22 protein-coding genes are annotated in these 25,863 nt (G+C 29.2%); 15 read left to right on the plus strand and 7 right to left on the minus strand.

Annotated features, from left to right (window positions below):
* Window positions 1-43 precede the first annotated feature (43 nt).
* From Q6H37_RS08265 to Q6H37_RS08290, 6 genes are all read left to right on the plus strand, one after another.
* Window positions 44-2,089 carry a chemotaxis protein CheA gene (locus tag Q6H37_RS08265; protein ID WP_318742962.1) on the plus strand — a complete coding sequence of 682 codons (2,046 nt, stop codon included), beginning with the start codon at window positions 44-46 and terminating at the stop codon, window positions 2,087-2,089.
* A gap of 79 nt (window positions 2,090-2,168) precedes the next feature.
* Window positions 2,169-4,661 carry a methyl-accepting chemotaxis protein gene (locus tag Q6H37_RS08270; RefSeq protein WP_318740824.1) on the plus strand — a complete coding sequence of 831 codons (2,493 nt, stop codon included), beginning with the start codon at window positions 2,169-2,171 and terminating at the stop codon, window positions 4,659-4,661.
* A 45-nt stretch (window positions 4,662-4,706) separates the two neighbouring features.
* Window positions 4,707-5,201, plus strand: coding sequence for a chemotaxis protein CheW (locus Q6H37_RS08275; RefSeq protein WP_318740826.1), 495 nt, complete (start codon window positions 4,707-4,709; stop codon window positions 5,199-5,201).
* An 86-nt stretch (window positions 5,202-5,287) separates the two neighbouring features.
* Window positions 5,288-8,473, plus strand: coding sequence for a methyl-accepting chemotaxis protein (locus Q6H37_RS08280; protein WP_318740827.1), 3,186 nt, complete (start codon window positions 5,288-5,290; stop codon window positions 8,471-8,473).
* 80 nt (window positions 8,474-8,553) lie between these two features.
* On the plus strand, window positions 8,554-9,366 hold the full coding sequence (locus Q6H37_RS08285) for a protein-glutamate O-methyltransferase CheR (protein ID WP_318740829.1): 813 nt from the start codon (window positions 8,554-8,556) through the stop codon (window positions 9,364-9,366).
* A 6-nt stretch (window positions 9,367-9,372) separates the two neighbouring features.
* Window positions 9,373-10,413, plus strand: coding sequence for a chemotaxis response regulator protein-glutamate methylesterase (locus Q6H37_RS08290; RefSeq protein WP_318740831.1), 1,041 nt, complete (start codon window positions 9,373-9,375; stop codon window positions 10,411-10,413).
* A gap of 89 nt (window positions 10,414-10,502) precedes the next feature.
* On the opposite strand, the gene Q6H37_RS08295 is transcribed toward Q6H37_RS08290, so the two are convergent.
* Together Q6H37_RS08295 and Q6H37_RS08300 are read right to left on the minus strand one after the other, a co-directional pair.
* Window positions 10,503-11,117: a PepSY domain-containing protein gene (locus Q6H37_RS08295; RefSeq protein ID WP_318740833.1), complete on the minus strand. Its 615-nt coding sequence runs from the start codon at window positions 11,115-11,117 to the stop codon at window positions 10,503-10,505.
* A 204-nt stretch (window positions 11,118-11,321) separates the two neighbouring features.
* Window positions 11,322-12,992, minus strand: a complete 1,671-nt coding sequence (locus Q6H37_RS08300; protein ID WP_318740835.1) for a M4 family metallopeptidase — start codon at window positions 12,990-12,992, stop codon at window positions 11,322-11,324.
* A gap of 693 nt (window positions 12,993-13,685) precedes the next feature.
* Here Q6H37_RS08300 and Q6H37_RS08305 point away from each other — a divergent pair.
* Complete coding sequence (locus Q6H37_RS08305) at window positions 13,686-14,504, plus strand: Cof-type HAD-IIB family hydrolase (RefSeq protein ID WP_318740837.1); 819 nt, start codon at window positions 13,686-13,688, stop codon at window positions 14,502-14,504.
* Window positions 14,505-14,571: 67 nt separating this feature from the next.
* Here the strand turns inward: Q6H37_RS08305 and Q6H37_RS08310 are convergent, their stop codons facing one another.
* Together Q6H37_RS08310 and Q6H37_RS08315 are read right to left on the minus strand one after the other, a co-directional pair.
* Entirely contained in the window at window positions 14,572-15,540 is a 969-nt protein-coding gene (locus Q6H37_RS08310; protein WP_318740839.1) for a polysaccharide deacetylase family protein, read from the minus strand.
* Window positions 15,541-15,737: 197 nt separating this feature from the next.
* Window positions 15,738-16,613 carry an AraC family transcriptional regulator gene (locus tag Q6H37_RS08315; protein ID WP_318740841.1) on the minus strand — a complete coding sequence of 292 codons (876 nt, stop codon included), beginning with the start codon at window positions 16,611-16,613 and terminating at the stop codon, window positions 15,738-15,740.
* Window positions 16,614-16,776: 163 nt separating this feature from the next.
* Between Q6H37_RS08315 and Q6H37_RS08320 the strand changes: the two genes are divergently transcribed.
* The 8 genes from Q6H37_RS08320 to Q6H37_RS08355 all read left to right on the plus strand — a co-directional run bounded on the left by Q6H37_RS08320 (window position 16,777) and on the right by Q6H37_RS08355 (window position 23,138).
* Window positions 16,777-18,018 carry a dicarboxylate/amino acid:cation symporter gene (locus Q6H37_RS08320; RefSeq protein ID WP_318740843.1) on the plus strand — a complete coding sequence of 414 codons (1,242 nt, stop codon included), beginning with the start codon at window positions 16,777-16,779 and terminating at the stop codon, window positions 18,016-18,018.
* A gap of 172 nt (window positions 18,019-18,190) precedes the next feature.
* Window positions 18,191-18,379 carry a DUF6440 family protein gene (locus Q6H37_RS08325; protein ID WP_318740845.1) on the plus strand — a complete coding sequence of 63 codons (189 nt, stop codon included), beginning with the start codon at window positions 18,191-18,193 and terminating at the stop codon, window positions 18,377-18,379.
* Between the two features lie 34 nt (window positions 18,380-18,413).
* On the plus strand, window positions 18,414-18,674 hold the full coding sequence (locus tag Q6H37_RS08330; protein ID WP_007062504.1) for a TlpA family protein disulfide reductase: 261 nt from the start codon (window positions 18,414-18,416) through the stop codon (window positions 18,672-18,674).
* 13 nt (window positions 18,675-18,687) lie between these two features.
* Entirely contained in the window at window positions 18,688-19,023 is a 336-nt protein-coding gene (locus Q6H37_RS08335; protein WP_318740850.1) for a LysR family transcriptional regulator, read from the plus strand.
* 108 nt (window positions 19,024-19,131) lie between these two features.
* A complete protein-coding gene (modA, locus tag Q6H37_RS08340) occupies window positions 19,132-19,917 on the plus strand; it encodes a molybdate ABC transporter substrate-binding protein (protein ID WP_318740852.1) in 786 nt (261 codons plus the stop codon).
* A 395-nt stretch (window positions 19,918-20,312) separates the two neighbouring features.
* Window positions 20,313-21,170, plus strand: coding sequence for a formate/nitrite transporter family protein (locus Q6H37_RS08345; protein ID WP_318740854.1), 858 nt, complete (start codon window positions 20,313-20,315; stop codon window positions 21,168-21,170).
* 173 nt (window positions 21,171-21,343) lie between these two features.
* Complete coding sequence (gene truA, locus Q6H37_RS08350; RefSeq protein WP_318740857.1) at window positions 21,344-22,093, plus strand: tRNA pseudouridine(38-40) synthase TruA; 750 nt, start codon at window positions 21,344-21,346, stop codon at window positions 22,091-22,093.
* Window positions 22,094-22,265: 172 nt separating this feature from the next.
* Complete coding sequence (locus Q6H37_RS08355) at window positions 22,266-23,138, plus strand: DUF1002 domain-containing protein (protein ID WP_318740859.1); 873 nt, start codon at window positions 22,266-22,268, stop codon at window positions 23,136-23,138.
* 28 nt (window positions 23,139-23,166) lie between these two features.
* On the opposite strand, the gene Q6H37_RS08360 is transcribed toward Q6H37_RS08355, so the two are convergent.
* From Q6H37_RS08360 to Q6H37_RS08370, 3 genes are read right to left on the minus strand one after another with little or no spacing between them, the layout of a single operon-like run.
* On the minus strand, window positions 23,167-24,732 hold the full coding sequence (locus tag Q6H37_RS08360) for a HAMP domain-containing sensor histidine kinase (RefSeq protein WP_318740860.1): 1,566 nt from the start codon (window positions 24,730-24,732) through the stop codon (window positions 23,167-23,169).
* Complete coding sequence (locus Q6H37_RS08365; RefSeq protein WP_318740862.1) at window positions 24,732-25,418, minus strand: response regulator transcription factor; 687 nt, start codon at window positions 25,416-25,418, stop codon at window positions 24,732-24,734. Before Q6H37_RS08365 ends, Q6H37_RS08360 begins: the two co-directional genes overlap by 1 nt.
* Window positions 25,415-25,837 carry a hypothetical protein gene (locus Q6H37_RS08370; RefSeq protein WP_318740864.1) on the minus strand — a complete coding sequence of 141 codons (423 nt, stop codon included), beginning with the start codon at window positions 25,835-25,837 and terminating at the stop codon, window positions 25,415-25,417. The genes Q6H37_RS08365 and Q6H37_RS08370 overlap by 4 nt, the downstream gene beginning before the upstream one ends.
* Window positions 25,838-25,863 lie beyond the last annotated feature (26 nt).

Raw genomic sequence — 25,863 nt, forward strand, 5'->3', positions numbered from 1 at the left:
CCAAAAATATTGTGAGGAGTGATTTAAGGTGGATAGAGAACCAATGTTGGATATGTTCCTTTTTGAAACAAATCAGCTTATAGAGCAATTAGAAGAAATAATAATTCAGTGTGAAAAAGATAAAAAGCTTCAAGAGGAAGACATAAACGAAATTTTCAGAATAATGCATACGATAAAAGGATCTTCAGCAATGATGATGTTTAATAACATTTCTGTTCTTGCTCACTCTTTAGAGGATTTATTTTTCTTTATAAGAGAAAATAAAGTTACATCAATTGACTTTGAAAAGTTATCTGAATTAGTCCTTTCAGGCATTGATTTTATAAAGGCTGAGATAGAGAAACTGGAAAACTTTAATGAAGCTGATGGAAATTCCGATGCACTTGTAGAGAGCATAAAGATGCATTTAAGTATTATGAAAGGTAATGAAAATGGAGCTAATGAAATAAATTTAGAAAAAAATGAAGAAGATAAAACACAATATTATGTAGGTTCTTTTAAAGGTGAACCTTCAAGTGATAAAGTAACAAAATATTCTGTATGTATCCTATTTGAAGAAGATTGCGAAATGGAAAATATAAGAGCATATACTGTTTGGCATAACATTAAGGATATTACTACAGAAATTTATTATTTTCCTGAAGATATTATGGATAACAATGATAGTGCAGAGGTTATAAAAAAAGACGGATTTTTAATGTATTTTGCTACTGATAAATCACGATTAGAAGTTGAAGCATTGTTAAATCAAACTGCCTTTGTAAGGAGTATGGAAATAAATGAAATTGAGGAATATCCAGAGAAAATTACAGCTCCTTCATCTCAAGAGGAAGATACAAATGTCCACAATACAGAAGAAAAACAAAAAACTTATGAGGTGGAACCTGTCAATAATAAGAACAATGAAAATAAATCTAAAGCCTCCAAACAGCAAAGTATTATAAGTGTAAATATTTCAAAGTTAGATATGCTCATGGATTTAGTAGGTGAAATAGTTATTTCAGAAGCTATGGTTACAAGAAATCCGGAAATAGAATCCTTACAATTAGATAGCTTTAATAAAGCTGCAAGGCAATTAAGGAAGCTTACAAATGAACTTCAGGATATTGTAATGTCTATACGAATGGTTCCTGTGTCTATGACTTTTCACAAAATGAATAGAATAGTTAGAGATATGAGTAAAAAATTAAATAAAGAAGTTGAATTGGAAATTATTGGAGAAGAAACTGAAGTAGATAAAAATATTATAGATCATCTTTCAGATCCTCTTATGCATCTTATAAGGAATTCAGTAGATCATGGGTTAGAGGATAGAGAAACGAGAATAAAAAATGGCAAACCCGAAAAAGGAAAGATAACTTTAGAGGCTAGAAGTGAAGGTGGAGATGTATGGATTGTAATTAAAGATGATGGAAAAGGCATGAATAGAGAAAAAATTTTGAGTAAAGCTAAGGAAAATGGACTTTTAACAAAAAATCCAAATGAACTTACTGATAAAGAAGTTTTTTCATTCATATTGTTACCTGGATTTTCCACCAAAGAAAAAGTCACAGAGTTTTCTGGACGTGGTGTAGGTATGGATGTAGTGAAGAAAAATATTGACAGCATCGGTGGAAGCATAGTAATAGACAGTACTGCAGGTGAGGGGACTACTATAGTAATAAAAATTCCTTTAACACTTGCCATAATAGATGGTATGGAAATTGCCGTAGGAAAAACAAAGTATACCATACCAACAACTTCCATAAGAGAATCCTTTAAACCTTCTGCAAAAGATGTTACAGAGGATTGTGATGGAAATGAAATTATTATGATAAGAGGCCAGTGTTATCCTGTATTAAGAATTCATAAGGCCTTCAATATACAGACAGAAGTCACTTCAATAGAAGATGGGATTATGGTAATGGTAGATGGTGATTTAAAGTCAGCGTGTATTTTTGCTGATAGGTTATTAGGAGAACAGCAGGTAGTAGTTAAAGCGTTACCTAAATATATCAAAAAGGTTAAGGGAATTGTAGGATGTACTATACTAGGAGATGGCAGTATAAGCTTGATAATAGATGTAAATGGTGTTTTGGAAAGGCTGTAAACTCTAATGTATTAAATTAAAATTTTTAATTTATATAAATTATTAAATTTAACAACTTTATAATAAGGGGGCTTTATAAATGGGTTATTTTAAGAATTTAAACATAAGATTTAAAATTGCAATAGCCTTTATACTAATAAGTGTATTAATGCTTATTATGGGCTATACAGCGGTTAAAGACATTAGGGCTATAGACAGCCTGGATACGGATTTATATGAAAAAAGTACAAAGCCATTAGCTAATTTAAATGCTATTTCATTAGATCTCGAAAAAATGAGCAGTCTGGTACGAAATGAAGTTATAAGTGCAGATCTAAATGAAATTAATAGTAGTAAAAGTGAAATATCAAATCTGGATAAAGATTTAGATAGTAATATGACTGAATTTGCAAAAAATATGAATAGTCAGGAAGTTAAAGATGAATACAATAATCTAAAGAATTTGATAGATAAATATAGACCTATTAGAGATAAAGTGACAAATCTTGCAGCTGCACAAAATGATGCAGAGGCTATAAAAGTAATGAATGGAGAAGGTGCTGAATTAAAAAAATCTATAGATAAATCTTCTAAAAATCTATTTAACTTGAAGATAGATCGTGCTAAAGATAAATCAGATACTAATACTTCTACAGCCAATAAAGCAGTAACTTTAATTTCAATTTTGATAATTGCATTTGTAATGCTAGCATTGATAATAGGAGGATTTTTATCACATATAATAAGCAAACCACTAAAAAAACTTACTGAAACTGCAAAACAAATTTCAATGGGAGATGTTGAAGTTGATATACAATCAGCTTCAAAAGATGAAATAGGAAAACTTCAGCATGCATTTAAGGAAATGGTTGGAAATATAAAGGAAAACACTAATGCTATAAATAAAATAGCTTTAGGTGATTTTAAAATACAAGTAAAGGTAAAGTCGGAAGAAGATGTGCTTGGAAAGTCAATAGTAAAAATGATTGACAACATGAAATTATTAGTAAATGAAACCAATAATTTAATTGAAGCAGCAGAAAAAGGAAATTTAGACGTGAGAACGGATGCCAATAAACTCAGTGGAGATTATCGCAAAATAGTGGAAGGTGTAAATAATACACTTGATATTGTAATAAAACCATTAGATGAAGCTAATAATGTTTTAAGAAAGTTATCTTTAAATGATTTTAGTATTTCAATGTCTAATGATTATAAAGGAACATTTAAAGAATTTTCGGATTCAATAAATGGTGTTTTAGAGAGACTATTAAGTGTACAAGATGCTTTTGTTAAAATTTCTAATGGTGACACAAGTAAATTGGAGCAATTCCAAAAAATTGGTAAAAGATCTGAAAATGATAAATTACTTCCTTCTGCTATAGAAATGATGGTTACTATAGAAAATTTAATTAGTGAATCAAAAACACTTGCTTCTGCAGCTGTGGAAGGCAATTTAAATATTAGAGGTGATTCAAAAAGATTTAAAGGTGGTTATAGAGAAGTTATTGAGGGAATAAATAAAAGCATGGATTCAATAGTGAAGCCAATTGAAGAAGCTTCAAGTGTAATGCAAAAAATGTCCCAGGGAGATTTAACATGTAATATGAATGGAGCATACAAAGGTGAGTATGCTAAGATGCAAGATTCGTTGAATTTCACAATTAGTTTTTTAAATAGCATATTAAGCCAAATCAATAATGCATCTTCAGAAGTTGCTTCTGGATCAAGACAGGTGTCTGATGGAAGTCAAGCATTATCACAAGGAGCTACAGAGCAAGCAAGTGCTATAGAAGAGTTAACAGTATCTATTACGGAAGTTGCATCACAAACAAAAGAAAATGCAGTTAATGCAAATGAAGCAAATGAATTATCGCTTAAGGCAAAGGAAAATGCAGAACAAGGTAATATACACATGGCAGAAATGCTTAAATCTATGGAAGAGATTAATGAATCTTCTTCCAATATTTCGAAAATTATCAAAGTAATAGATGAAATAGCCTTCCAAACTAATATACTAGCTTTAAATGCAGCAGTAGAAGCAGCAAGAGCAGGACAGCATGGTAAAGGCTTTGCAGTAGTAGCAGAGGAAGTTAGAAATCTGGCAGCAAGAAGTGCAAATGCAGCAAAGGAAACTACAGCATTGATAGAAGGTTCTATTAAGAAGGTAGAATCAGGTACAGAAATAGCTAATGAAACAGCTAAAGCACTTAATGAAATTGTTGATGGCGTAGCAAGATCAGCAAATTTTGTTTCAGAAATAGCTTCAGCATCTAGTGAGCAGGCATCAGCAATAGCACAGATAAATAAAGGAATTGAGCAAGTTTCACAGGTAGTGCAGACTAATTCGGCTACAGCAGAGGAAAGTGCAGCAGCCAGTGAAGAACTTTCAAGTCAATCTCAAATATTAAAGGAGATGGTGGGAAAATTTGTACTTAATACTGTAAACTCAAATTATACAGAATTTGAAAAGAAGCAGTACAAAAATAAAGAAGGTTATAAAAATGATATGAATTATGCGTACATGGAAGCAGCAGCGGCATCTACAAAACCTAGAATAGCTCTTAGTGATAATGAGTTTGGTAAGTACTAATAAATTATTTTTTTATTAAATTTAAATTGAAGGAAGGTGTATTAAATGTCAGAAATTATTGATGAAATAACAGAATTATCAGAAGATACTCAAAAAGGAAGGTTTTTAACATTTTCAGTTGGAAAGGAAAGCTATGGCATAGAAATTAAGTATGTTAAAGAAATAATTGGCATACAAGAAATAACAGAAGTGCCAGAACTTCCTGACTATGTAAAAGGCATAATAAACCTTAGGGGTAAGATTATACCTGTAATGGATGTAAGGTTAAGGTTTAAAAAAGAACCAAAAGATTATAATGATAGGACATGTATAATAGTAATTGATGTTGAAGAAATTTCTATAGGATTGATAGTGGATAATGTTTCAGAAGTACTTACAATAGAAGAAGAAAATATTGTTCCACCACCAGATTTAAAAACAGGATTTCATAATCGATATGTAAAAGGAATAGGTAAAGTAGGCAATGAAGTTAAACTTTTATTGGATTGTGAAAAAGTTTTAAATGATGATGAAATGGATGCTATTAAAGAAGTGTTATAAAATAACTATTAAGTTTAGGTAGAATTTGCTGTAATTCTACCTAATTGAACAAAATAAGTAACTTAATTTGGAAAGGAATGAATGCTATGAAATGGTTTTACAATATGAAAATTTCTAAAAAAATTATTACTTCAATTACGGCTATAGCGGTAATTGGTGGTTTACTTATTGGATCAGTAGGATTTTTATATATTAATAAAATTAATAGTTTAAGTAAGTTAATATATAAAGAAAATATAACACCATTAACTCCTGTATATAGAGTAGAAACGGATTTCTTAAAAGTACGTATTAGTTTAAGAGATATGGCATTAAGTAAATCACAAGATAAATCTCAATATGTTAATACGATAAATGATTCATATAAGGATTTAAATAATAATTTAAATGAGTATAGTAAATATATATCTTCAAATGAAGAAGATCAAAATTATAAATTATTAAAATCCGATGTGGATAAGTATGCAGCAGTTAAGGATAAGGTTCTTAACCTTATACAATCCAATCAATTGGATGCTGCCTTAGCATTAATGAATGGTGATGGTAGTACTATAACAAATGAGCTGGATGCTTCTATTACAAAAGCTTTTGATATTAATAATAAGCAAGCTGATGATCGAAATAAGATGAATGTAGATAATGGAAGCAGAGCAGAAATGTTAATGTTTGGAATTGTATTATTGGCAGTAATTATGTCTGTATTAATAGGTTTATTTGTTTCAAAGATAATTAGCAAGCCTTTAAATAAAATATTAGATGCAGCAAATAGTATTTCTTCTGGAAATCTTAATGTGGATTTAAATATTGATAGTAAAGATGAAGTGGGAATTCTTATGCAGGCATTTGAAAAAATTGTACAAGCATTGAAGAATTTAATAACGGATTCCAATATGCTTGCAGCAGCAGCAGTAGAGGGAAAGCTTAATACAAGAGTAGATGCAAACAAACATAATGGAGATTATCGTAAAATAGTAGAAGGTTTTAATAATACTCTTGATTCAGTGATAGAACCATTAAATGAAGCAAATGCAGTTTTAGGTAAAATGTCAGTAAATGATTTTACTACAAAAATGGATACAAATCAAAAAGGAGAGTTCATAAAGTTTGCCAATTCAATTAATACTGTACAAAAAAATCTACTCAATGCTGAAGATATTTTTACCAAGATTTCAAAGGGTGATATAAGCAGATTAGATGAGTTTAAACAAATAGGCAGAAGATCTGAAAATGATAAGTTAATGCCAGCAGCCATAGCTGTTATGGAGTCAATACAGGAATTAATAGATGAAACAGTTACTCTTTCTAATAATGCCATAAATGGAAGCTTAAGTTCAAGAGCAAATGCTGGAAAATTCCAGGGTGGATATAAAGAATTAGTAGAAGGTTTCAATAAAACTCTTGAGGCAATTGCAGAGCCTATTAATGATTCAATGATAGTTTTACAAAAGTTTTCTCTTAATGATTACACAGGTAATATGACTAAAAGTTATAAAGGGGATTTTAATACCTATGCTAATTCCATTAATGATTTGCACAAGAGGTTATTGGTAATACAAAGAGCTTTTAATGATACTGCAAAGGGAGATATTAGTCAATTAGAAGAAATAAAACGTGTGGGAAGAAGATGTGAAAATGATCAGCTGCTCCCAGCATTAATAGAGATGATGGAAACAAATAAAAATTTATTCCTTGAAGTTCAAATGTTAACTAATAGTGCTATTGAAGGAAAGTTAGATGTTCGAGGAGATTCAACAAAATTCAAAGGAAATAACAAAACAATAGTTGATCAAATAAACAAACTTATAGATGAATTGAATGCTCCTTTAAAGGAAGCTAATAAAGTTTTGAATAGGATGTCTTTAAATGACTTAAGCGTACAAATGAGTGGCAACTACAAAGGCATGCTTAAAGAATTTTCAGATGCTATAGACGGTGTACATCAAAGACTTTCAAGCATTCAAGCTATATTTATCGATATCTCCAATGGAAATACATCAAGACTAGAAGAATTGCGTAAGCTAGGAAGAAGATCTGAAAATGATAGATTGCTTCCTGCAATAATAAGAATGATGGAAACAATACAGGAATTAATTAATGAATCTAGTGTGCTTGTTGATGCAGCTGTAAATGGAAATTTAGGTATAAGAGGAAATGCAGATAAATTTAAAGGTGGATATAGGGAAGTTATTCAAGGAATTAATAAGACTATGGATGCAGTAGTTAAACCAATAGAAGAAGCTTCAAATATAATGCAGAAAATGGCAGAAGGTGATTTGACATTTAAGATGAATGAAGATTATAAGGGTGAATATGCTAGAATGAAGGATTCTTTGAACTTTACAATTAGTTTCTTTAATGATGTATTAAATGAGATTAACAATTCAGCAACTGAGGTTGCTTCAGGATCAAGACAGGTATCTGATGGAAGTCAGGCATTATCTCAAGGAGCTACGGAGCAGGCAAGTTCTGTTGAACAATTAACAGTGTCCATTAATGAGGTAGCAGCACAAACAAAAGAAAATGCAGTTAACGCAAATCAAGCAAATGAACTAGCGCTTAAGGCAAAGGAAAATGCAGAGCAGGGTAATGAACATATGGGTGAAATGCTTAAATCTATGGAGGAAATTAACGAATCATCTTCAAATATTTCCAAGATTATCAAAGTAATAGATGAAATAGCTTTTCAAACCAATATACTTGCTTTAAATGCAGCAGTAGAAGCAGCAAGAGCAGGACAGCATGGTAAGGGCTTTGCAGTAGTAGCAGAAGAGGTTAGAAATTTGGCAGCAAGAAGTGCTAATGCAGCTAAAGAAACAACAGGACTTATAGAGGGTTCTATTAGAAAGGTAGAAGCTGGTACAGAAATAGCTAATGCTACAGCTAAAGCTCTTAATGAAATTGTTGGAGGAGTAGCAAAATCAGCTAATTTTGTAGGTGAAATAGCATCAGCTTCCAATGAGCAAGCAGCAGCTATTGCACAAATAAATAAAGGAGTTGAGCAAGTATCACAGGTTGTACAAACAAATTCTGCTACAGCAGAAGAAAGTGCAGCAGCTAGTGAAGAACTTTCAAGTCAATCTCAAATATTAAAGGAAATGGTAAGCAAGTTTAGACTTAATAGTACTTCCATGAAGAATTCAGCATATGACAAGAATCAATATAGAAATAAAGAAAATTATGTGGATGATATAGACTATTCATATGCAGAAGCAGCAGTAACCTCCAGCAAACCTAAAATAGCTCTTAGTGATAGTGAATTTGGTAAGTATTAATTGATGTAAAAATATTATAAAAGGCTATTGCATATTTTTCAAATTAATACAATAGCCTTTTTGTATCTTAGAGGTGAAGCATGATTCATATAAAACAGGATGAATTCAAAGAGTTAACAGAGTATTTGAAAAGTAATTATGGTATAAATCTTACTAAAAAGAAAATTTTAATAGAGGGAAGATTAAACAATATATTAATAGAAAAAGGTTTTAAAAATTTTAGGGATTATTTGAATTTCTTATTTAACGATATGTCAAAAAATGAATTAACTCTTCTCATTAATAAGTTAACAACAAATCACACTTTCTTTATGAGGGAGGCTGCTCATTTTCAATATTTTAAAAATGAAGTTTTGCCTTATTTAGAGAGCAAAGTAAAAGATAGAGATTTAAGAATATGGAGTGCTGGATGTTCCTCTGGAGAAGAACCTTATACCTTGGCTATGATACTAGAAGATTATTTCCAAGGGAATAAAGCAGCTTGGGATAAAAAAGTTTTAGCTACAGATATTTCTGTAAATGTTCTTCATACGGGAGATAGGGGTATTTATTCAAAGGAATCCATAGAAGGAATTCCAGCTAATTGGAAATTAAATTATTTTAATAAAATTGATAATGATAATTACCAAGTTTCAGATAAATTGAGGAAAGAAGTTATTTTTAGAGTTTTTAATCTTATGGATGAAGTATTTCCCTTTAAGAAAAAATTTCATGTTATATTTTGCAGGAATGTAATGATTTATTTTGATGCTAAAACAAAAATGGAATTGGTAAATAAATTCTATAAAATGACGGAACCAGGAGGATATATTTTTATAGGACATTCAGAATCTATTAGTAGGGATGAAACTGATTATAGATATATAATGCCTGGAGTTTATCGGAAAGGATAGATTAGTATGTATAAGAGTAAAAAGGTAAGAGTACTGGTGGTAGATGACTCACTTATATTCAGAGAAACTGTTGCTAAAGGCATTGCAAAAGACAGAGGAATAGAGGTTGTTGGCACAGCTTCAGACCCCTTTGATGCAAGAGACAAGATAATTGAATATGAACCAGATGTTATTACCTTAGATGTAGAAATGCCTAAAATGAATGGCATAGAATTTTTAAAAAGATTAATGCCTCAATATCCACTGCCAGTTGTTGTGGTTAGCGCAGTAAGTAGCAATGTATTTGATGCTTTAAATGCAGGAGCTGTAGATTTTGTTACTAAACCAGATGGAAGAAGTGTTAATGGACTTGAAGGGTTTATTAAAGAATTGGTTACAAAGATAAAAATAGCTTCTGTAGCAAAAGTAGCACATTGGAAGAAAAAAGGTGATGAAAGATTTTCAAACAATGTTATAAGCAGTAATGTTTCAAATAAAATTATTGCTATAGGTTCATCTACAGGAGGTACAGAAGCTGTAGCTACTATTTTAAAAATGCTTCCTAAAAATATACCGCCTATAGTTGTAGTGCAGCATATGCCTCCAGTTTTCACAAGGATGTATGCTGAAAGACTTAACAATTCATGTCCTATGGAAGTAAGAGAAGCTAAAAATGGTGATAGACTTTACAATGGACTTGCATTAATAGCACCTGGAGAATATCATATGTCCTTAGAAAAAAGAGGAACTTATTACTATGTAAAATGTTTTAAAGGTGAAAAGGTTAATGGACATTGTCCAGCTGTAGATGTACTTTTCGAATCAGTGGCAAAGGAAGCAGGAAAAAATGCCATTGGAATTATACTTACGGGTATGGGATATGATGGAGCAAAAGGATTACTTTCTATGAAAAAAAGAGGAGCCATTACAATAGGACAAAATGAAGAATCTTGTGTAGTATATGGAATGCCAAAGGTAGCTTATGATATAGGAGCTGTACAAAAGCAGGTTTCCATTGAAAACATAGCGGGTTCATTAGGACCATATTTAAATAGAAGTAATGTCTAAAAGCATATAATATTTTATATAAAAAATAACACTTAACTTATTTTTATAATTAGGTGTTATTTTACTATGAGGAATACAGCCTTATAATTTTAACTTAAACCATATTTTATATTATCTATATTTGCAATGACTTTTCCAGTAGAAGAATTTATTAACACATCCCAATTTCCTGCTTCAGGTTCTGTGTAGTATATATTCACACTATATATTAAAATAGGCAATTCATTTTTAATTATAAATTGTTCTATTATTTCTGGCCTTTTTTGTAAATTTGTATAATTAAATTGTTTCTTAGCAATATCGATTGCTTCGTCTTGGGTAATATTTTTTTGTATCGTTTTATTATAAGGCTTAAAACATTTATTAATGGCACCTATTATATTTTTTATAGTGCCATCTTCATTTAAATGCATTATTAGTTCACTTCCTCTAATAGGAATGTTATTTATTGTTTGAACTGCTTTAATTTTTGTATAACCTAGGGTATCCTTCTGTATAGATACTATTTTAAAATTACTTAAGCTATTTGTGCTACAAAGTAGGAATTTATTTTCATTTAAATATGATTCTATACTTTTTTTTGTTATTTGAAATTTTTTTAATGAGTTTTCTTGTATAAATATGTTATCCTTCTTGTCTTGATATGAAGTTGTATTTTGTGAATATATCCGTTTATAAGCATTACTAATATTTAATTTTTTCATTTATTATCTCCTTTGATAAAATCTATTAAATAATCAATAGAAAGATGGAGGTTTGTGACTTTGTAAGGAGGATTTTAAGTATCTGATGAGCTAAATATTATTTAAATATTTAACAAGAAAGCTAATAATAAATTACTACTATTAAAGAAAAAATTCATCAGATACTTAAAATTTTTAATTACAATATAGGCTATAGTTCATTAACTATTGCAAATTTGAATTGTCAGTAATTCCAACAGAATCAAAAGCATTTTTTATAGCTGCTATATCAGAAGCACTATAATTTAAATCAGAGGCGGATGATATTAATGCATTTCTTGTTGCTAAAAAGTCTGAATTAGTAGTTAAATATCCAGTAAGTGCTCTATAATAAATACGAGCTGTTTTTTCACAACCTATATTTTGTGCAATTAAAAAGGCTGCTTTGTTAGGAATTCCACTATTTGTGTGAACTCCGCCGTTATCATCTGAAGTATTAACGTAATCTTTCATATTGTCTGGCTGGTTATAAAGTTTTGGATCAGAAAGACTTCTAAGTGCAGTGTAGGAGCCAGTTGGAAGACAAATACCATCGCCAACTACCCAATCTTTAGAATTAAATTTCCATGTTCCGCCGTTTCTTACATTACAGTTGTCATAGCTTTGAATTAAAACTCCAAAAACATCAGAAAATGATTCATTTAAAGCACCAGATTGATCAGAATAATCTAAGTTTGCAGAAGTTGAATCTACTCCGTGGGTTAGTTCATGAGCTACTACATCTAAATCCCCACTAAAATAGGTGAAATCACGACCATCACCATCACCATAAACCATTTGCTGTCCATCCCAAAAAGCATTATCATAGTTTTTACCATAATGAGTTGTAGAAATTATATTCATACCAGCATCATCTATGCTATTTCTATTAAATAAATTTTTATAAAAGTCATAAACTACACCAGCATAATAATGAGCACTAACTGATGCCTTGAAATTTTCAGTATCAAATTTATTAGTACTATTACTTACTATAGTTCCAGGTTGGACTTTCTTATTATTAGCAGTATAGGTCTTTATTTGTCCATTCATTGGTTTTGTAGTATCTATCATTTGATAAGAATTTTTAGATTTATATAGATTAAGATCCTTGGTGCTTTTATCTACAGCAGTTCCTGTACCTTTAGCAGCACCATCATATCTTATATTATTAACCTTTTGAATTATACTTCCATTAAGAGCATCTAATAATACATCCCAATTACCTATTTCAGGATCCGTATAATATATATTTACACTATACACTAAAATTGGTGAACCATTTTTAATTATAATTTGTTGTTTAGCTTCAGGAGTGTTGTTTAAATTAGTATAATTAAATTGTTTTTTTGCAATATTAACTGCTTCTTTTGGTGAAATACACTGAGCCTTTACATTATCTAATTGTTTATAGCTTTTATTAACAGCTCCTATTAAATTTTTTATAGTACCATCTTTATCCAAGTGGAGTATAATTTCGCTTTCTCTTATTGGAATGCCATTTATTGCTTGAGCTATCTTAACTTGAGTATAACCTAAATTATCTTTTTTCATAGAAATTATTTTAAAATTACTTGTGCCGCTTGCATTTGTGAAAGATGATTTGTTTTGTTCAAGATATTTGAGAATGTCATTTTCAGTAATTGATATTTTATCTGATGATTTATCTGTAATAAATATATTGGTTTTTTTATCTTGATAAGAATTTGAATTAGTATTTTCATTGGCTTTACTGTTTAAAGTTTCAGTTATAGTAGCGTTGCTATTTGATTGTCCCTTTGCAAATACATTAGTAAAACAACATGAGGTAGATACAAGTGCTGCCGTTAACATAATTGATAACATGGTTTTTTTCATAATAAAGTCCCCCTTAAGTTAACATTATAGTTTTAAACCAAAAAATCCAATTTTTGGAATGTTTATATTATAAAATTTTATAATATAAATAGCAAATGTTAAAAAAAACCATTTGGTAAAATATGTAATGAAATTTGCGTTATTTTACAAAAAAAATAACGCATTAAATATAATTTAATAGAATAAGTTATTGAAAAAAATTTTTTTTACAATTTTAATTAAATGAAAATTAAAATTATAAATTGCAATGTTTTTATATTTTAATATACTAATTAATGACATAAATATTAGAATAAAAAAAGATTTGTCAAAATATATGTATGTGTATTTTCACAAATTTTACTTAAATGGAAGTAGAACCTAAACAATAAAGTTGTTTTAATACAATAAAGTAAAATTCAACTTGTTTTTAAAATGTTTAGGTTCTATTTTATTGTGAAAAGTTTTTAAAATTTAGGTAATGTTGTAACAGTACTGTAACAATTATATTTTATAATAATTACAGAATATATAATATCTCTTAAATTAACAAGTGATTAAAGGGAGCATTATGTATGAAAAAGTTTGTACTTGGGGTAGAACTATGTTAATAACGTTAAGTTTAAGAAGGCCTTAGGAAAATTGCAGCGTTAAGCACTTTTTTGTATAATGTTATGTGTAATATGATATTTATAGACAAAGGAGAATATGCAAATGACTAAATACAAATGGTGTGTATGTGATATGGACGGAACATTATTGAACTCCCAAAGTATTATATCAGATGAAAATGAGGAAGCACTTAAAAAGGTTAAATCAGAAGGTATGGAAGTTATAATTGCTTCAGGAAGAACAGACCTTATGCTTAACTGTTTTATAAAACAGTTGGGGCTTACAGGTCCTGTTATATCCAGTAATGGAGGCTTAATTAGAGATATAAAAACAGGTAAAATACTTTATTCAAAGCTAATTGAAAAATCAGCAGCAGAAGAAATTTTAAGTTATTGTTGTGAGAATAATATAGATTTTCTTATATATAGCTTTGATAAAGTGTATAGTAATAAGGGAAATCCTCTTGGAATTAAATATGAAAAACTTAGCAAAGATCCTTTTCAGAAAATGAAGGTACCTGTAGAATATTTAGAAAATGCAGTTAGAAGTATTAAGAACATAAATGTTATTAAAATTTTACTTGTTTGTAGTGAGCATGAAAGAGTTATAGAGCTGGAAAAATATTTTTCAAAAAATAAACAAATTACTGCTGTAAGTTCGGCAAAAGGACTTTTAGATATAATGGCACCAAATGTATCAAAGGGAAATGCATTAAAATTCTTAGCAGAAAATATGGATGTGGACTTAAAAAATGTAATTGCATTTGGTGATAATTATAATGATATGGAAATGTTAAAATGTGTTGGAATGCCAATAGCTGTAGAAAATGCTGTACAAGATCTTAAATCAAAGGCAAAGTATGTAACTAAATCTAATAATGAATCAGGAATAGCTTATGCAATTAATAAATTTGTATTGTAAAAAAACAAAAGAGACTGTTTTTAGTAGTTTAAACAGCCTCTTGATTAAGGTCTAATTAAATAGTTATTTAGGAGATTGTCCTAAATTCGTATCCCTGTCCTTTAAGATATTCTATAATTTGTGGTAATGCTTTAGCTGTTTCTTCTTTGCCATAGGTATCATGCATTAGTATAACTACTTTTTCTTGTGATCCTACACTTTCTTTTACCTGTTCTAAAAGTTGAGCTGCATTTTTTCTTTTGCCTTCAGCATCAAAGTCATAAGCATTCCAATCTATACTGTACATGTCTTTTTCTTTTAATCTTGCATTAAACTCTTCTAAATTAGGATCATGGTAATGTTGTCTTGACATGTATCCACCAGGCATTCTTATTACTCTTGTATTAAAATCTTTTCCAAGAATATTTCTTATAGCGTTATTATCTTGTTCAACTTCATCCATATAATGATTTACATCAAGTTTATTTCCAGGATATAGTTTTTTCATACTATGTGTATAAGTATGATTTCCAATAGCATGTCCACTATTAAATATTTCTTTTACTAATTCTTTACTTCTTTCATTTGTATCTACATTTTGACCCATTAAACAAAATGTTGCTTTAACATCGTAGTTTTTAAGAGTTTCTAATATTCTAGGAGTTACGGTAGTAGATGGTCCATCATCAAAAGTGAGAAATGCTATTTTTTTTCCATCCTTTTCACCTTTACCATCTATTATGGCTTTTACCTTTTGAGCATCATAAGTATATTTTTTTCCATCATTAGATACATTATGTTTGTTATCATCCTTACTAGTATCATTGTTCTTATCTTTATCCTTAGCATTAGAATCCTTATCATCTTTTTTTGCAGACTGATTTTTGTCATCTTTAGCTTCAGGGGTTTTGTTAGTTGATATTGCTTTAGTAGCTTTTACTTTAGAGCCATAAAAATAATTATAACTCTTATAGGATAAAGTAAAAATACCAATTATCAGTAATAAAATTAGAGCGCTGTTTCGTATAAATTTAATACGATTGTTGTTTGTAGTCATTGTCCTATATCTCCTATCTGTTCTTAATTAAATCAACATAAATTTGATTTAGTTTAATTCCCTTTGTGGCAAATTTGAGGAATTTTGAGTTTAATTTCATGCCACTACTCCTATTATACAAAATTATACAAGCTAAGACTACAATATTTAATGCAAAAAATAAAGTTTTTATATTAAGATTTTGTAAAATATTCTTTTTATTTAATTTCAGACAGCATTTTACAATAATTTTTAGGAGAAAGTCCAAAGTTTTTTTTAAAGGCTCTGACAAAATTGGAATAATCATTAAAACCACATTCTACACAAGCATCAGTTATGTTTTTTCCAGCTTTTATAAGCGAGTTAGACATAATAAGTCTTTTGTGAAGTATATAGCTGTGGATTGTATATCCAGTTTGTATTTTAAATTTATGCATGAGATGGTATTTGCTCATGTAAAATTTAGAGGAAAGTGTATCTATAGATAGGTCCTCAGATAAATTTTCATTTATATAATTTAAAATTGAAGTAATATTTTTATCATATTCAATATCTGATAATTCTTTAATATTTTGGTTTCCAAGAAATAATCTATTAATATAAACCATGAACTCTAAAAATAGAGAAGATTTTAGTATTTCACATGCGAAATCTTTATCCTTGGAAGCACTCTCAAGTTTAAAAAGTAAATCTTTTATATTTGATATCCAGTCATCACTTAATCTTAATAAGTTAAAGTTTTGTTTTGAAGCAAGTTCGAAACAAGTTAGCAAATTGCAGCCATTATTATGTTTTATTAAAAAGTCTGAATTTACCCAAATGATTATACGTTCATAAACATTATTAGGATCTATTACAGCTTTGTGTATATCATTGTTGTTTATAAGTAATATATCAAAGGGTTTTAATTTATAAGCTTTGCCTTCTATTAGATAAGTTACATTTCCTGATATGAAAATTACCAACTTATTAAAATTGTGATAATGAAATTGAAATTGTGTATCTTTTTTATCTTTTAAATGAAAAATTTGAAAATCTTTTTTTAAATAGCCTCTTTTTATTTTTAAAATTTTTAAAGATTCATTGTCTAGCATATTAATACTCCTATAATAAGTTTCACTCAATATGGTACAGCATTTTTTGCAATGTTTCAAGCATTTTTAGCAATAAATATAGTAAAAGTTTATCATATAATAAACAAGAAGGTAAAAATTAATTTATGGTTTTCAATTAATATAATAATAGGGGGGATAGATAATGAAGTCACTTTTTAAAAACTATAAGGATTCGGTGATATTATTAGGATCTATAATTCTAGGTGGTATTGTAGGTATTATTTTTGGAACAAAAGCATCGGTGCTTAAACCTTTTGGAGATTTATTTCTAAATTTAATGTTTATGATAATAGTACCACTAGTATTTTTGAGTGTTTCTTCAGCTATATCCAATATGAATGGTATGAAAAGACTTGGTAAGATTATGGGGGCAATAGTTATAGTATTTTTAAGTACAGCTCTTATAGCAGCAGTAATTGCTTTTATAGGCGCTTTAATAATGAATCCTACCAAAGGAATAGATTATTCTGTTATAAAAAAGATTATAACAGAAAATACTAATCCTACAGAAAAAATTAAGCATTTAGGAATTTTGCAGCAGATTGTAAATACTTTTACAGTACCAGATTTTGTAGGACTATTTTCTAAAAATAATATGCTGCAGATTATTGTTTTTTCAATACTTTTTGGTATTTCTACAACAATGCTTGGAGAAAAAGCACAACCTGTTGCTAAATTCTTGGACTCAGCCTCAAAAGTAGTTATGAAAATGGTAAAAATTATAATGTATTATGCACCTATAGGGTTAGGATGTTATTTCGCTGCTGTAATAGGTGAATTAGGTCCACAAATATTACAAGGATATTTAAGAGTATTTATTCTTTATATAATTCTTTCAGTGGTTTACTATTTTGGATTTTTTACTCTTTATGCTTTTTTAGCTAATGGTAAAGATGGAATAAGAACCTTTTGGAAAAATGCATTGACACCAACAGTGACAGCTTTAGCTACATGTTCAAGTGCTGCATGTATTCCTGTTAATTTAGAAACTACAAAAAAAATGGGTGTACCAGTGGATATAGCTGAAACTGTAATTCCATTAGGAGCTACTATACACAAGGATGGATCAGTATTTGGTGGTATTATGAAAATAGTTTTTCTATTTGGCTTGTTTGGAAAAGACATGACAAGTATTTCAACTATAGTGGGCATAATATTGGTAGCATTTTTAGTAGGTGCTGTAATGGCTGCTATTCCTAGCGGTGGAATGATTGGTGAAATGCTCATTTTAAGTGTATATGGTTTTCCACCAGAATTGTTACCTATAATTGCTGTTATAAGTACTATTATAGATGCACCTGCAACCATGTTAAATTCTACCGGAAATACAGTATGTGCTATGATGGTAACAAGAATTGTAGAAGGCAAAAAACAGGTTAAATAACTTTTGCAGGGTGTAAACTTAGTATTTTTGTGATAAAATTTAAGAAAAGGTAACTATAAATAGTACAATTTACAAAATCACTTAAATATTTTATGACTTTAAAAATATGTTATTAAGAAAGGAAGTGAAAAATCCTAATTATTTAGTAATTAAATAACTTAGGTAAAATGATATGCTGGAAGATGATAAAAATAAAAGGTTTGAAGTAGTTTTTTCTGAGGGGAATTTGGAAGGAAATAAAATTATTAGAGATAAGCAAACTGGTGTAAATTATTTATTTTCTTTTGCAGGATATGCAGGTGGTTTAACAGTACTATTAGATGAAAACGGCAAACCCGTAATTACTAAATGTAATAAGTAAGTTTTTTCTTATGAAAGATAGGTGATAAAAACAAATGAAAACTGTAATAATGTTTATAACTTCGTGGTGTCCATATTGTAAGCAAGCATTTTCTTTTATGGAAGAGGTAAAAAAAGAAAACCCTAAATACGAGGACATTGAAATAAAAATAGTGGATGAAGAACGTGAACCTGATATTGCTAAACAATATGATTATTATTATGTACCTACTTATTATGTTGATGGGGTTAAGGTACATGAAGGGGTTCCTTCTAAAGATATTGTTCGGAAAGTATTTGAAAAGGCTTGTAGTTAGAGGTGAAAATTTAATGGTAAAACTTAAATATAAAATTTGGCTGCAGGATGAGGGGAGAACTTTTGGAAAAGGTGTATATAATCTTTTAATAGGAGTAAAAAATTTAGGTTCTCTATCAGAAGCTGCCAAAAGCATGGGTATGTCCTACAATAAAGCTCATAATCTGATTAAAAATACGGGTAAAAGATTAGGTTTTGAACTTTTAGTAAGTAAATCAGGAGGAAATAAAGGAGGGGGTTCTATCCTTACTCAAGAAGCTGAGGATTTTATCAAAACATATAATGAATTTTTGGATGAATGCAATGAAGCTTTGCAAGATATTTTTTCCAAACATTTTAAAAATAATTAGTATGTAAGTTAATAAATGGTGAAATATTGTTTACAATAGTGTAAAAAATCGTTATACTTTAAATAGTGTAACGATTTTTTAATTTGAAAATTTTGGGAGGGGATTGTATTGAAAAAAAATTTATTAGTTCTAAGTATTTTGGCTACTACCTTAATTTTTTCTGGATGTTCACAAAAAAATTCAGAAACTTCAAAACAAAGTCCTAAAAATATCACTATTTCAGCTGCTGCCAGCTTAAAGGAATCATTAACGGAAATTCAACCTAAATTTGAAAAGGATAACAATGTGAAGCTTACTTTTAATTTTGGAGCATCAGGAACATTACAAAAACAAATAGAACAAGGTGCACCAGCAGATGTATTTATATCAGCAGGAAAACAGCAAATGGATAATTTAGAAAAAGAAAATTTAATTGATAAAAGCAGTAGAAAAAATTTATTGAATAATAAATTAGTGTTAATAGTAGCAAAGGATTATAAGGATAAAATAAAATCAACTTCAGATCTTGTGAATATTAATTCTAAAATTGCAATGGGTGAACCTACTGTAGTACCAGCAGGACAATATGGAAAAGAAAGTTTAGAAAAATTAAATTTAATGGATAAAGTAAAAAGTAAAATTGTATATGCAAAGGACGTTAAACAAGTAGTTCAATATGTAGAAAATGGAGAAGCAGCTGCAGGTATTGTATATAAATCAGATGCTACTGTATTAAAGAACAGTACAATAGCTGAAACCATCGATGAAAGTTCACATAAACCAATAGTTTATCCACAAGCAATAGTTACAGCATCTAAAGAAAAAGAAACTGCAAAGAAATTTTTGGATTATTTAACTACAGATAGTTCAAAAGAAACCTTTAAAAAATATGGATTTGAAGTTAGCGTAAAATAAGTACAATAGTAATATATTATACAGAGCATTTTAGAAAATTTTTACATAAAAATTGTTAAATATAGTACAAATAAACTTGGCTTAAATATATAATATAATTTATAATTTGAACTGATGTTATATGTTAACAAATGTAAAATATAAATTGACATAAGTTCTTGAAAACGTTATACTTGAATTAATATGGCATACTGGAAAAATTAAAACAATGTGGATATAAAATGTATTTAAATTATTTGAAGTGCATACAAATTGGCATTTCAAATAATTTAAATATGCTTAATTTTATCATGATAAGTTAAATTTTTAACATTACTTTCAAACAAATCTGTAATTAGTGCATTATAAATTAACATATAATTATATAAGATTTCTATAATGAAAGGAGAATTTGTATGGATAGTATGATGTTAAAGCCCGGCGAATTATGTGATGCTTCTATAGGCAGTGGCTGCGGCAAAGCAAAATTAACCACTTTGCAGCAATTGGTATTAGGTATTTTGGCAGGTGCATTTATAGCTGTTGGGGGAGCTGTTTCTGCGGTAGTTTCACACAGTATAACTAACGTTGGGGTATCTAAGTTTGCAGCAGGAGCAGTATTTCCAGTAGGACTTATGTTGGTTGTAATTTGTGGAGCAGAATTATTTACAGGAAACTGCCTTATGGTTGTGCCGCTAGCAGACGGAAAGATAAACATAAAAGAGGTTTTAAAAAATTGGGTAGTGGTATATATAGGAAATTTTATTGGTTCCATTTTAATAGCATTTTTAGTATTTGAAGCAGGAGTATTTGGTTTAAGTGCAGGTAAACTTGGGGGAGTTGTAATAAAGACTGCATCTACCAAAGGAAATCTTTCATTTGGGACAGCCTTTGCCAGTGCTATAATGTGTAATTTTTTAGTATGCTTAGCTGTTTGGGGAGCTTCAGCAGCCAAGGATGTTATTAGTAAACTAGTTATAATATGGTTTCCTATTATGGCATTTGTTACTTGTGGATTTGAGCATTGCGTAGCTAATATGTACTTTTTAACAGCAGGTATATTTGCTAAATCTAATCCAGCTTTTGTTAGAGCTTCTGGAATAGCACCGGATAAAATGATAGATGGATCACATATGGTTCAGAATTTAATACCAGTTACTCTTGGCAATATAGTAGGTGGTGCAATATTAGTTGGACTTGCATATTATTTAGCTTATAAATATATTCCAGCAAGAAAAAGTAGTGAAGTTTCAAATAACGGTGTAAGTAAATAAAGTTTAGTTGGTAACAGCTCATGAAATATTAATTCATGAGCTGTTATCAACTAAAATAGAATAAATTATGGTAAAGGTATAGAATATATGTAAAATCAGTGTTATTATATGTTTACAAAGTTTCATATAATTTATTCTAGGGTAGTCATCAGACAAATTAGAGGAGGGTTCATATGAGAAACTTAAAAATGTTAATACAATATGACGGAAGTAGATACAAAGGATGGCAAAAACAAAATCATAAGGATAATAATAGTGTATCAACTATACAGGATAAAATAGAAAGTGTGTTATCTAAAATGACAGGGGAAGATATTCAAGTAGTAGGTTGTGGAAGAACTGATACAGGAGTTCATGCTGAAAATTATGTAGCAAATTTTCACACTGATTCCATATTGACTGTAGAAGATATGTTGAATTATCTATATGAGTTTTTACCTGAAGACATTGTAGTTAAATCCTTAAGGGATACAAGCGAAAGGTTTCATGCAAGGTATAATGCAAAATCAAAAACTTATTTGTATACAATAAATAATAATAAATTTAGAAATGTGTTTAACAGAAAGTATGCTTATCATGTTGAAGAAAATCTTAATTTAGGTGAAATGAGAAATGCAGCGGAAGTATTAACAGGAACTCATGATTTTCAAAGCTTTACTAGTTTAAAGTCTAATACTAAATCTACTGTTAGAACTATTAATTACATAAGTATAACAGAAGAGCATGGCATGATAGAAATAGAGGTAAATGGAAATTCTTTTTTGTTAAATATGGTGAGAATTATTGTAGGTACTCTTTTAGAGGTAGGAAAGGGAACTCTTAAACCATCAGATGTGGAGAAAATTCTATATGAAAAGAAAAGAGCAGAAGCAGGTCCTATGGCAGCAGCAAAAGGTTTGTGTTTAAAAGATATTCAGTATTAAATTTTCACTTATACCATAAAAAAGTAAAGGTTAATAATTATTTCATAGACTGAGAGGTAAAGTTATACTATAATAATAAATGTTATTTTAAATGCTGCCAAATAAAAATTATCTTGATTTTAGATTAATTTATTTGGTTATTTTCATGAAAGGCAAAGGAGAGACTAAAATTATGAAATTTAAAGTGATTATGAGTAAGTTACTAGTTATGTTCGTTGTTATGGCTGTAGCAATGTATATGCCATTGAGTCAGGTTCATGCTGATGCTTATAAAAATGTTACATTAGGAGCAGATTTAACTGATAGTCAAAAACAGGAAATGCTTAAATACTTTGGTGTTACTAAAGAAGAAGCAAATGTACTTGAAGTTAATAGAGATGAAGAAGCTAAGTACTTAAAAGGTGTAGCTACTGACAAGCAAATAGGAACTAGATCCATATCTTGTTCTTATGTGGAACCTACTAATGAAGGTGGATTAAAAGTCACAACACATAATATATACTGGGTTAACGAAAGTATGATAAGAAATGCATTAATTACTGCAGGTATAAAAAATGCTAATGTTAAAGCAGCAGCTCCATTTAATGTATCTGGTACAGCAGCTCTTACAGGAATATTAAAAGGTTTTGAGAATAGTACTGGTGGAAAGAAGATTGATGAAAATAAAAAAGAAGCAGCTAATGCGGAGTTAGTTACTACTGGTAATTTGGGCGAGAAAATCGGACAAGATAAAGCAGCTGGATTAGTAAATGAAGTAAAAAAAGAAGTAGTTAAAGAAAAACCTAAAAATCAAGAACAAGTAGAAAAAATAGTAAAAGATGTAACTGGAAAATACAATTACAATTTAAGTGATGCTGATATAAAGAATTTGACTTCTTTAATGAATAAGATAAATGGTTTGAATTTGAATTTTAATGATTTGAAGAGTCAGTTAAATGGTGTTACAGATCAATTAAAGACAACTTTACAAAGTGATGAAGCCAAGAGCTTTTTCGGTAAGATATGGGCTGCTATCAGAAGTTTCTTTGATAGTATATTCAAGTAGAAAAAGTTAAACAAGATGATTTATTACATCATCTTGTTTTTTTACCATTTGTTTCTATAAATGGTTTTAAATATATAATAAAGTTAGCACCTAAGCCCAAATCACTAACTACTTCAATTTTTCCATCATGGGCTTCTATTATGGATTTAACTATAGAAAGACCTAAACCATAACCACCATGTTTACGAGATCTGTGAGATTCACTTCTGAAAAATCTATCAAATATGCTGTTTAGCTGTTCTTTAGGTATACCAGTTCCATTATCAGATATTTTTAGCACTATAAATTTATTCTTGGATTCTTCTATAAGACTTGTGCTTATATTAATAACTCCATTTTTTTCATCAGTATGATGTACAGCATTTTGAACTAAATTGAAAATAACTTGCTTAATTTGATTTCTATTCCCAGTAATAAGTAGGTCATCTTCTAATTGTAATAAAAGTTTTCTTTCCTTCACTAGTATTTGTAATTGAGGATAAACTTCTTCTACAATATTACTAATGTTTTCTTTCTTCATCTCTACAGGAACTTTTCTATCTAGTCTAGTTAATAACAATAAATCATTGACTAATTTAGTAAGACGTTCACTTTCAATTAAAATGCTGTTTAATGCTAAATTCAATTTTTTTTCATCTTTTGCAGCACCTCTTAACAAAACTTCTACGAATCCATGAATTGAAGTAAGAGGAGTTCTTAATTCATGAGAAGCATCGGAAATAAATTGTCTCATTTTTTCTTTAATGTACTGTTCTTGTTCAAAGGATATTTCTATACGTTGAAGCATATCATTAAAAGCCTTTGACAGTGTATCAATTTCAATTTGTCCAGTTTCTAAGGGCAAACGAGTATTTAGTTCATCTGCATTTATTTTTTTCACGGTATTAGTTACATTATGAAGTGGTTTTAAGGTATATTTGAAAATTGTTAATCCCAGTAAAGCACCTACAATTAGTACTAAAATAGAAGCACCAATATACGTGTATATTTGATTTAGAAGGATATCTTCAACTGGACCTGCTGGAGTGCTTAATTGAACTAACCCAGCACTTGAAGTACCATTTCCAAGTTTACGCAAAATAATTACTTGCAAATTTTTATTTTCATCCCTGGCTAGTATATATCCATCTAAGTTTCCATTTTTACGAATCTGTTTTATATAAAGATCTTGTGGAAGCTTAGGAATTGAAATAGGGTATTTTAGTTTATTGTCATCATCACTTTCATGGTTATCTAAATTGTAATTGGGATTTTTGTGCATTTCTAAATTCTTACTTCTACTATCACTAGCAATGATATTTCCATTATTATCAATAATAGATACACTTATATTAGCATCCAACATTTTTTCTAGAAGCATTGAGGAATTTTGTACAAGATCTTTTGAGGTTTGAATTTTTTTCATATCAGATATTGGAACATTTCTGAATCTGTATTCCAAAACTTCTTCATTACTTTTATATAAATACTGTTTCATAGTTATATATTGATAAGACTCCATTATTAACAGTAGAAACATTAATATTAAAAAAAATCTAGATAAAAGTTTCCATTGTAAGCTTTGAGTTTTTATTATGTTAAACCTATTTTTCATTATATAACCACCTTATACCCTACTCCTCTTACGGTACGTATAATATTATGTTCATTGTCACCAATTTTATCTCTAAGGTATCTTATATATACTTCAACAATATTTACATCTCCATTAAAATCAAAACCCCAAACTTTTTCTAAGATTGTAGGCTTGCTTAAAACTAAACCATTATTAAAAAGCAAATATTTTAATAAATTATACTCAGTAGGGGACAACTCTAAAAGATTATTTCTGAAATATATCTCATGAGCCTTATCGTTCAAATAGAAGTTTCCAATAGACATAACATCATTTAATTCAGGAAGATTATTACGCAGTCTAGCATTTATTCTAGCTAATAATTCTTTAAAACTAAAGGGTTTTATCATATAATCATCCGCACCTAAATCTAAGCCTTTTACACGATCATCTATATCATCTTTGGCAGTAAGCATAATAATAGATGCGTTTACCCATTTTTTTATTTCAGAACATACTTCATATCCGTTGATGCCTGGAAGCATGATATCCAATATTATTATGCTAGGATTTAACTCTTTTGCTAGTGAAATTGCCTCATAACCATCAAAAGCAGTATGAACAATAAAACCCTCATCTTCTAACCCCATTTTTATAAATTCAACTATGCTTTCTTCGTCATCAACTACAAGAATGTGTATTTGGTCTTTAATCAGTGGATTCATAAAGCTCCTCCTTTTTTATTAACATTATCAATTATTACACTACGAATTTTCTGCTTTATGTATTCATTATGATAAACAGTATCTGTGGTAAATTTGCACTTGTTTATTAATGATATAAAAGTTACACTCTTATTATTTTTTAATAAGCTTCTAAGTGATCTATTTATTTTTCTATCTATAACTTGGATTTCCTTATAATAGGCCATTTTTTCAAGTATATAGTTCCTTAATTCAGGATACTGCCTTATTACAAAGCGGGTTACACCTGACCTTTCAGCGATAATAGCAAAACATATCCTTTCATCCTTTGAAATCATACTTTTAAGGGTATTATTAATGTTAATTTTATAATCTTCTGCATTGCTGCATTCTATTTCTTTTTCAATACATATATTTGAATTATCAAGATAGTTTTCCATATTTGATCTCCTCACTGGATAGTTTT

The organism is Clostridium sp. JS66 (genome assembly GCF_033561535.1).
Lineage (GTDB): Bacteria > Bacillota > Clostridia > Clostridiales > Clostridiaceae > Clostridium_AM > Clostridium_AM carboxidivorans.

Excerpts from the sequence above, each read along its gene's own strand:
- Q6H37_RS08290 (WP_318740831.1), top strand. The coding sequence starts at position 9,373 with ATGTATAAGAGTAAAAAGGTAAGAGTACTGGTGGTAGATGACTCACTT.
- Q6H37_RS08270 (WP_318740824.1), top strand. The coding sequence starts at position 2,169 with ATGGGTTATTTTAAGAATTTAAACATAAGATTTAAAATTGCAATAGCC.
- Q6H37_RS08330 (WP_007062504.1), top strand. The coding sequence starts at position 18,414 with ATGAAAACTGTAATAATGTTTATAACTTCGTGGTGTCCATATTGTAAG.
- Q6H37_RS08370 (WP_318740864.1), bottom strand. The coding sequence starts at position 25,837 with ATGGAAAACTATCTTGATAATTCAAATATATGTATTGAAAAAGAAATA.
- Q6H37_RS08360 (WP_318740860.1), bottom strand. The coding sequence starts at position 24,732 with ATGAAAAATAGGTTTAACATAATAAAAACTCAAAGCTTACAATGGAAA.
- Q6H37_RS08285 (WP_318740829.1), top strand. The coding sequence starts at position 8,554 with ATGATTCATATAAAACAGGATGAATTCAAAGAGTTAACAGAGTATTTG.
- truA (WP_318740857.1), top strand. The coding sequence starts at position 21,344 with ATGAGAAACTTAAAAATGTTAATACAATATGACGGAAGTAGATACAAA.
- Q6H37_RS08355 (WP_318740859.1), top strand. The coding sequence starts at position 22,266 with ATGAAATTTAAAGTGATTATGAGTAAGTTACTAGTTATGTTCGTTGTT.
- Q6H37_RS08280 (WP_318740827.1), top strand. The coding sequence starts at position 5,288 with ATGAAATGGTTTTACAATATGAAAATTTCTAAAAAAATTATTACTTCA.
- Q6H37_RS08275 (WP_318740826.1), top strand. The coding sequence starts at position 4,707 with ATGTCAGAAATTATTGATGAAATAACAGAATTATCAGAAGATACTCAA.
- Q6H37_RS08310 (WP_318740839.1), bottom strand. The coding sequence starts at position 15,540 with ATGACTACAAACAACAATCGTATTAAATTTATACGAAACAGCGCTCTA.
- Q6H37_RS08295 (WP_318740833.1), bottom strand. The coding sequence starts at position 11,117 with ATGAAAAAATTAAATATTAGTAATGCTTATAAACGGATATATTCACAA.
- Q6H37_RS08300 (WP_318740835.1), bottom strand. The coding sequence starts at position 12,992 with ATGAAAAAAACCATGTTATCAATTATGTTAACGGCAGCACTTGTATCT.
- Q6H37_RS08320 (WP_318740843.1), top strand. The coding sequence starts at position 16,777 with ATGAAGTCACTTTTTAAAAACTATAAGGATTCGGTGATATTATTAGGA.
- Q6H37_RS08305 (WP_318740837.1), top strand. The coding sequence starts at position 13,686 with ATGACTAAATACAAATGGTGTGTATGTGATATGGACGGAACATTATTG.
- Q6H37_RS08345 (WP_318740854.1), top strand. The coding sequence starts at position 20,313 with ATGGATAGTATGATGTTAAAGCCCGGCGAATTATGTGATGCTTCTATA.
- Q6H37_RS08315 (WP_318740841.1), bottom strand. The coding sequence starts at position 16,613 with ATGCTAGACAATGAATCTTTAAAAATTTTAAAAATAAAAAGAGGCTAT.
- Q6H37_RS08325 (WP_318740845.1), top strand. The coding sequence starts at position 18,191 with ATGCTGGAAGATGATAAAAATAAAAGGTTTGAAGTAGTTTTTTCTGAG.
- Q6H37_RS08265 (WP_318742962.1), top strand. The coding sequence starts at position 44 with ATGTTGGATATGTTCCTTTTTGAAACAAATCAGCTTATAGAGCAATTA.
- Q6H37_RS08335 (WP_318740850.1), top strand. The coding sequence starts at position 18,688 with ATGGTAAAACTTAAATATAAAATTTGGCTGCAGGATGAGGGGAGAACT.
- Q6H37_RS08365 (WP_318740862.1), bottom strand. The coding sequence starts at position 25,418 with ATGAATCCACTGATTAAAGACCAAATACACATTCTTGTAGTTGATGAC.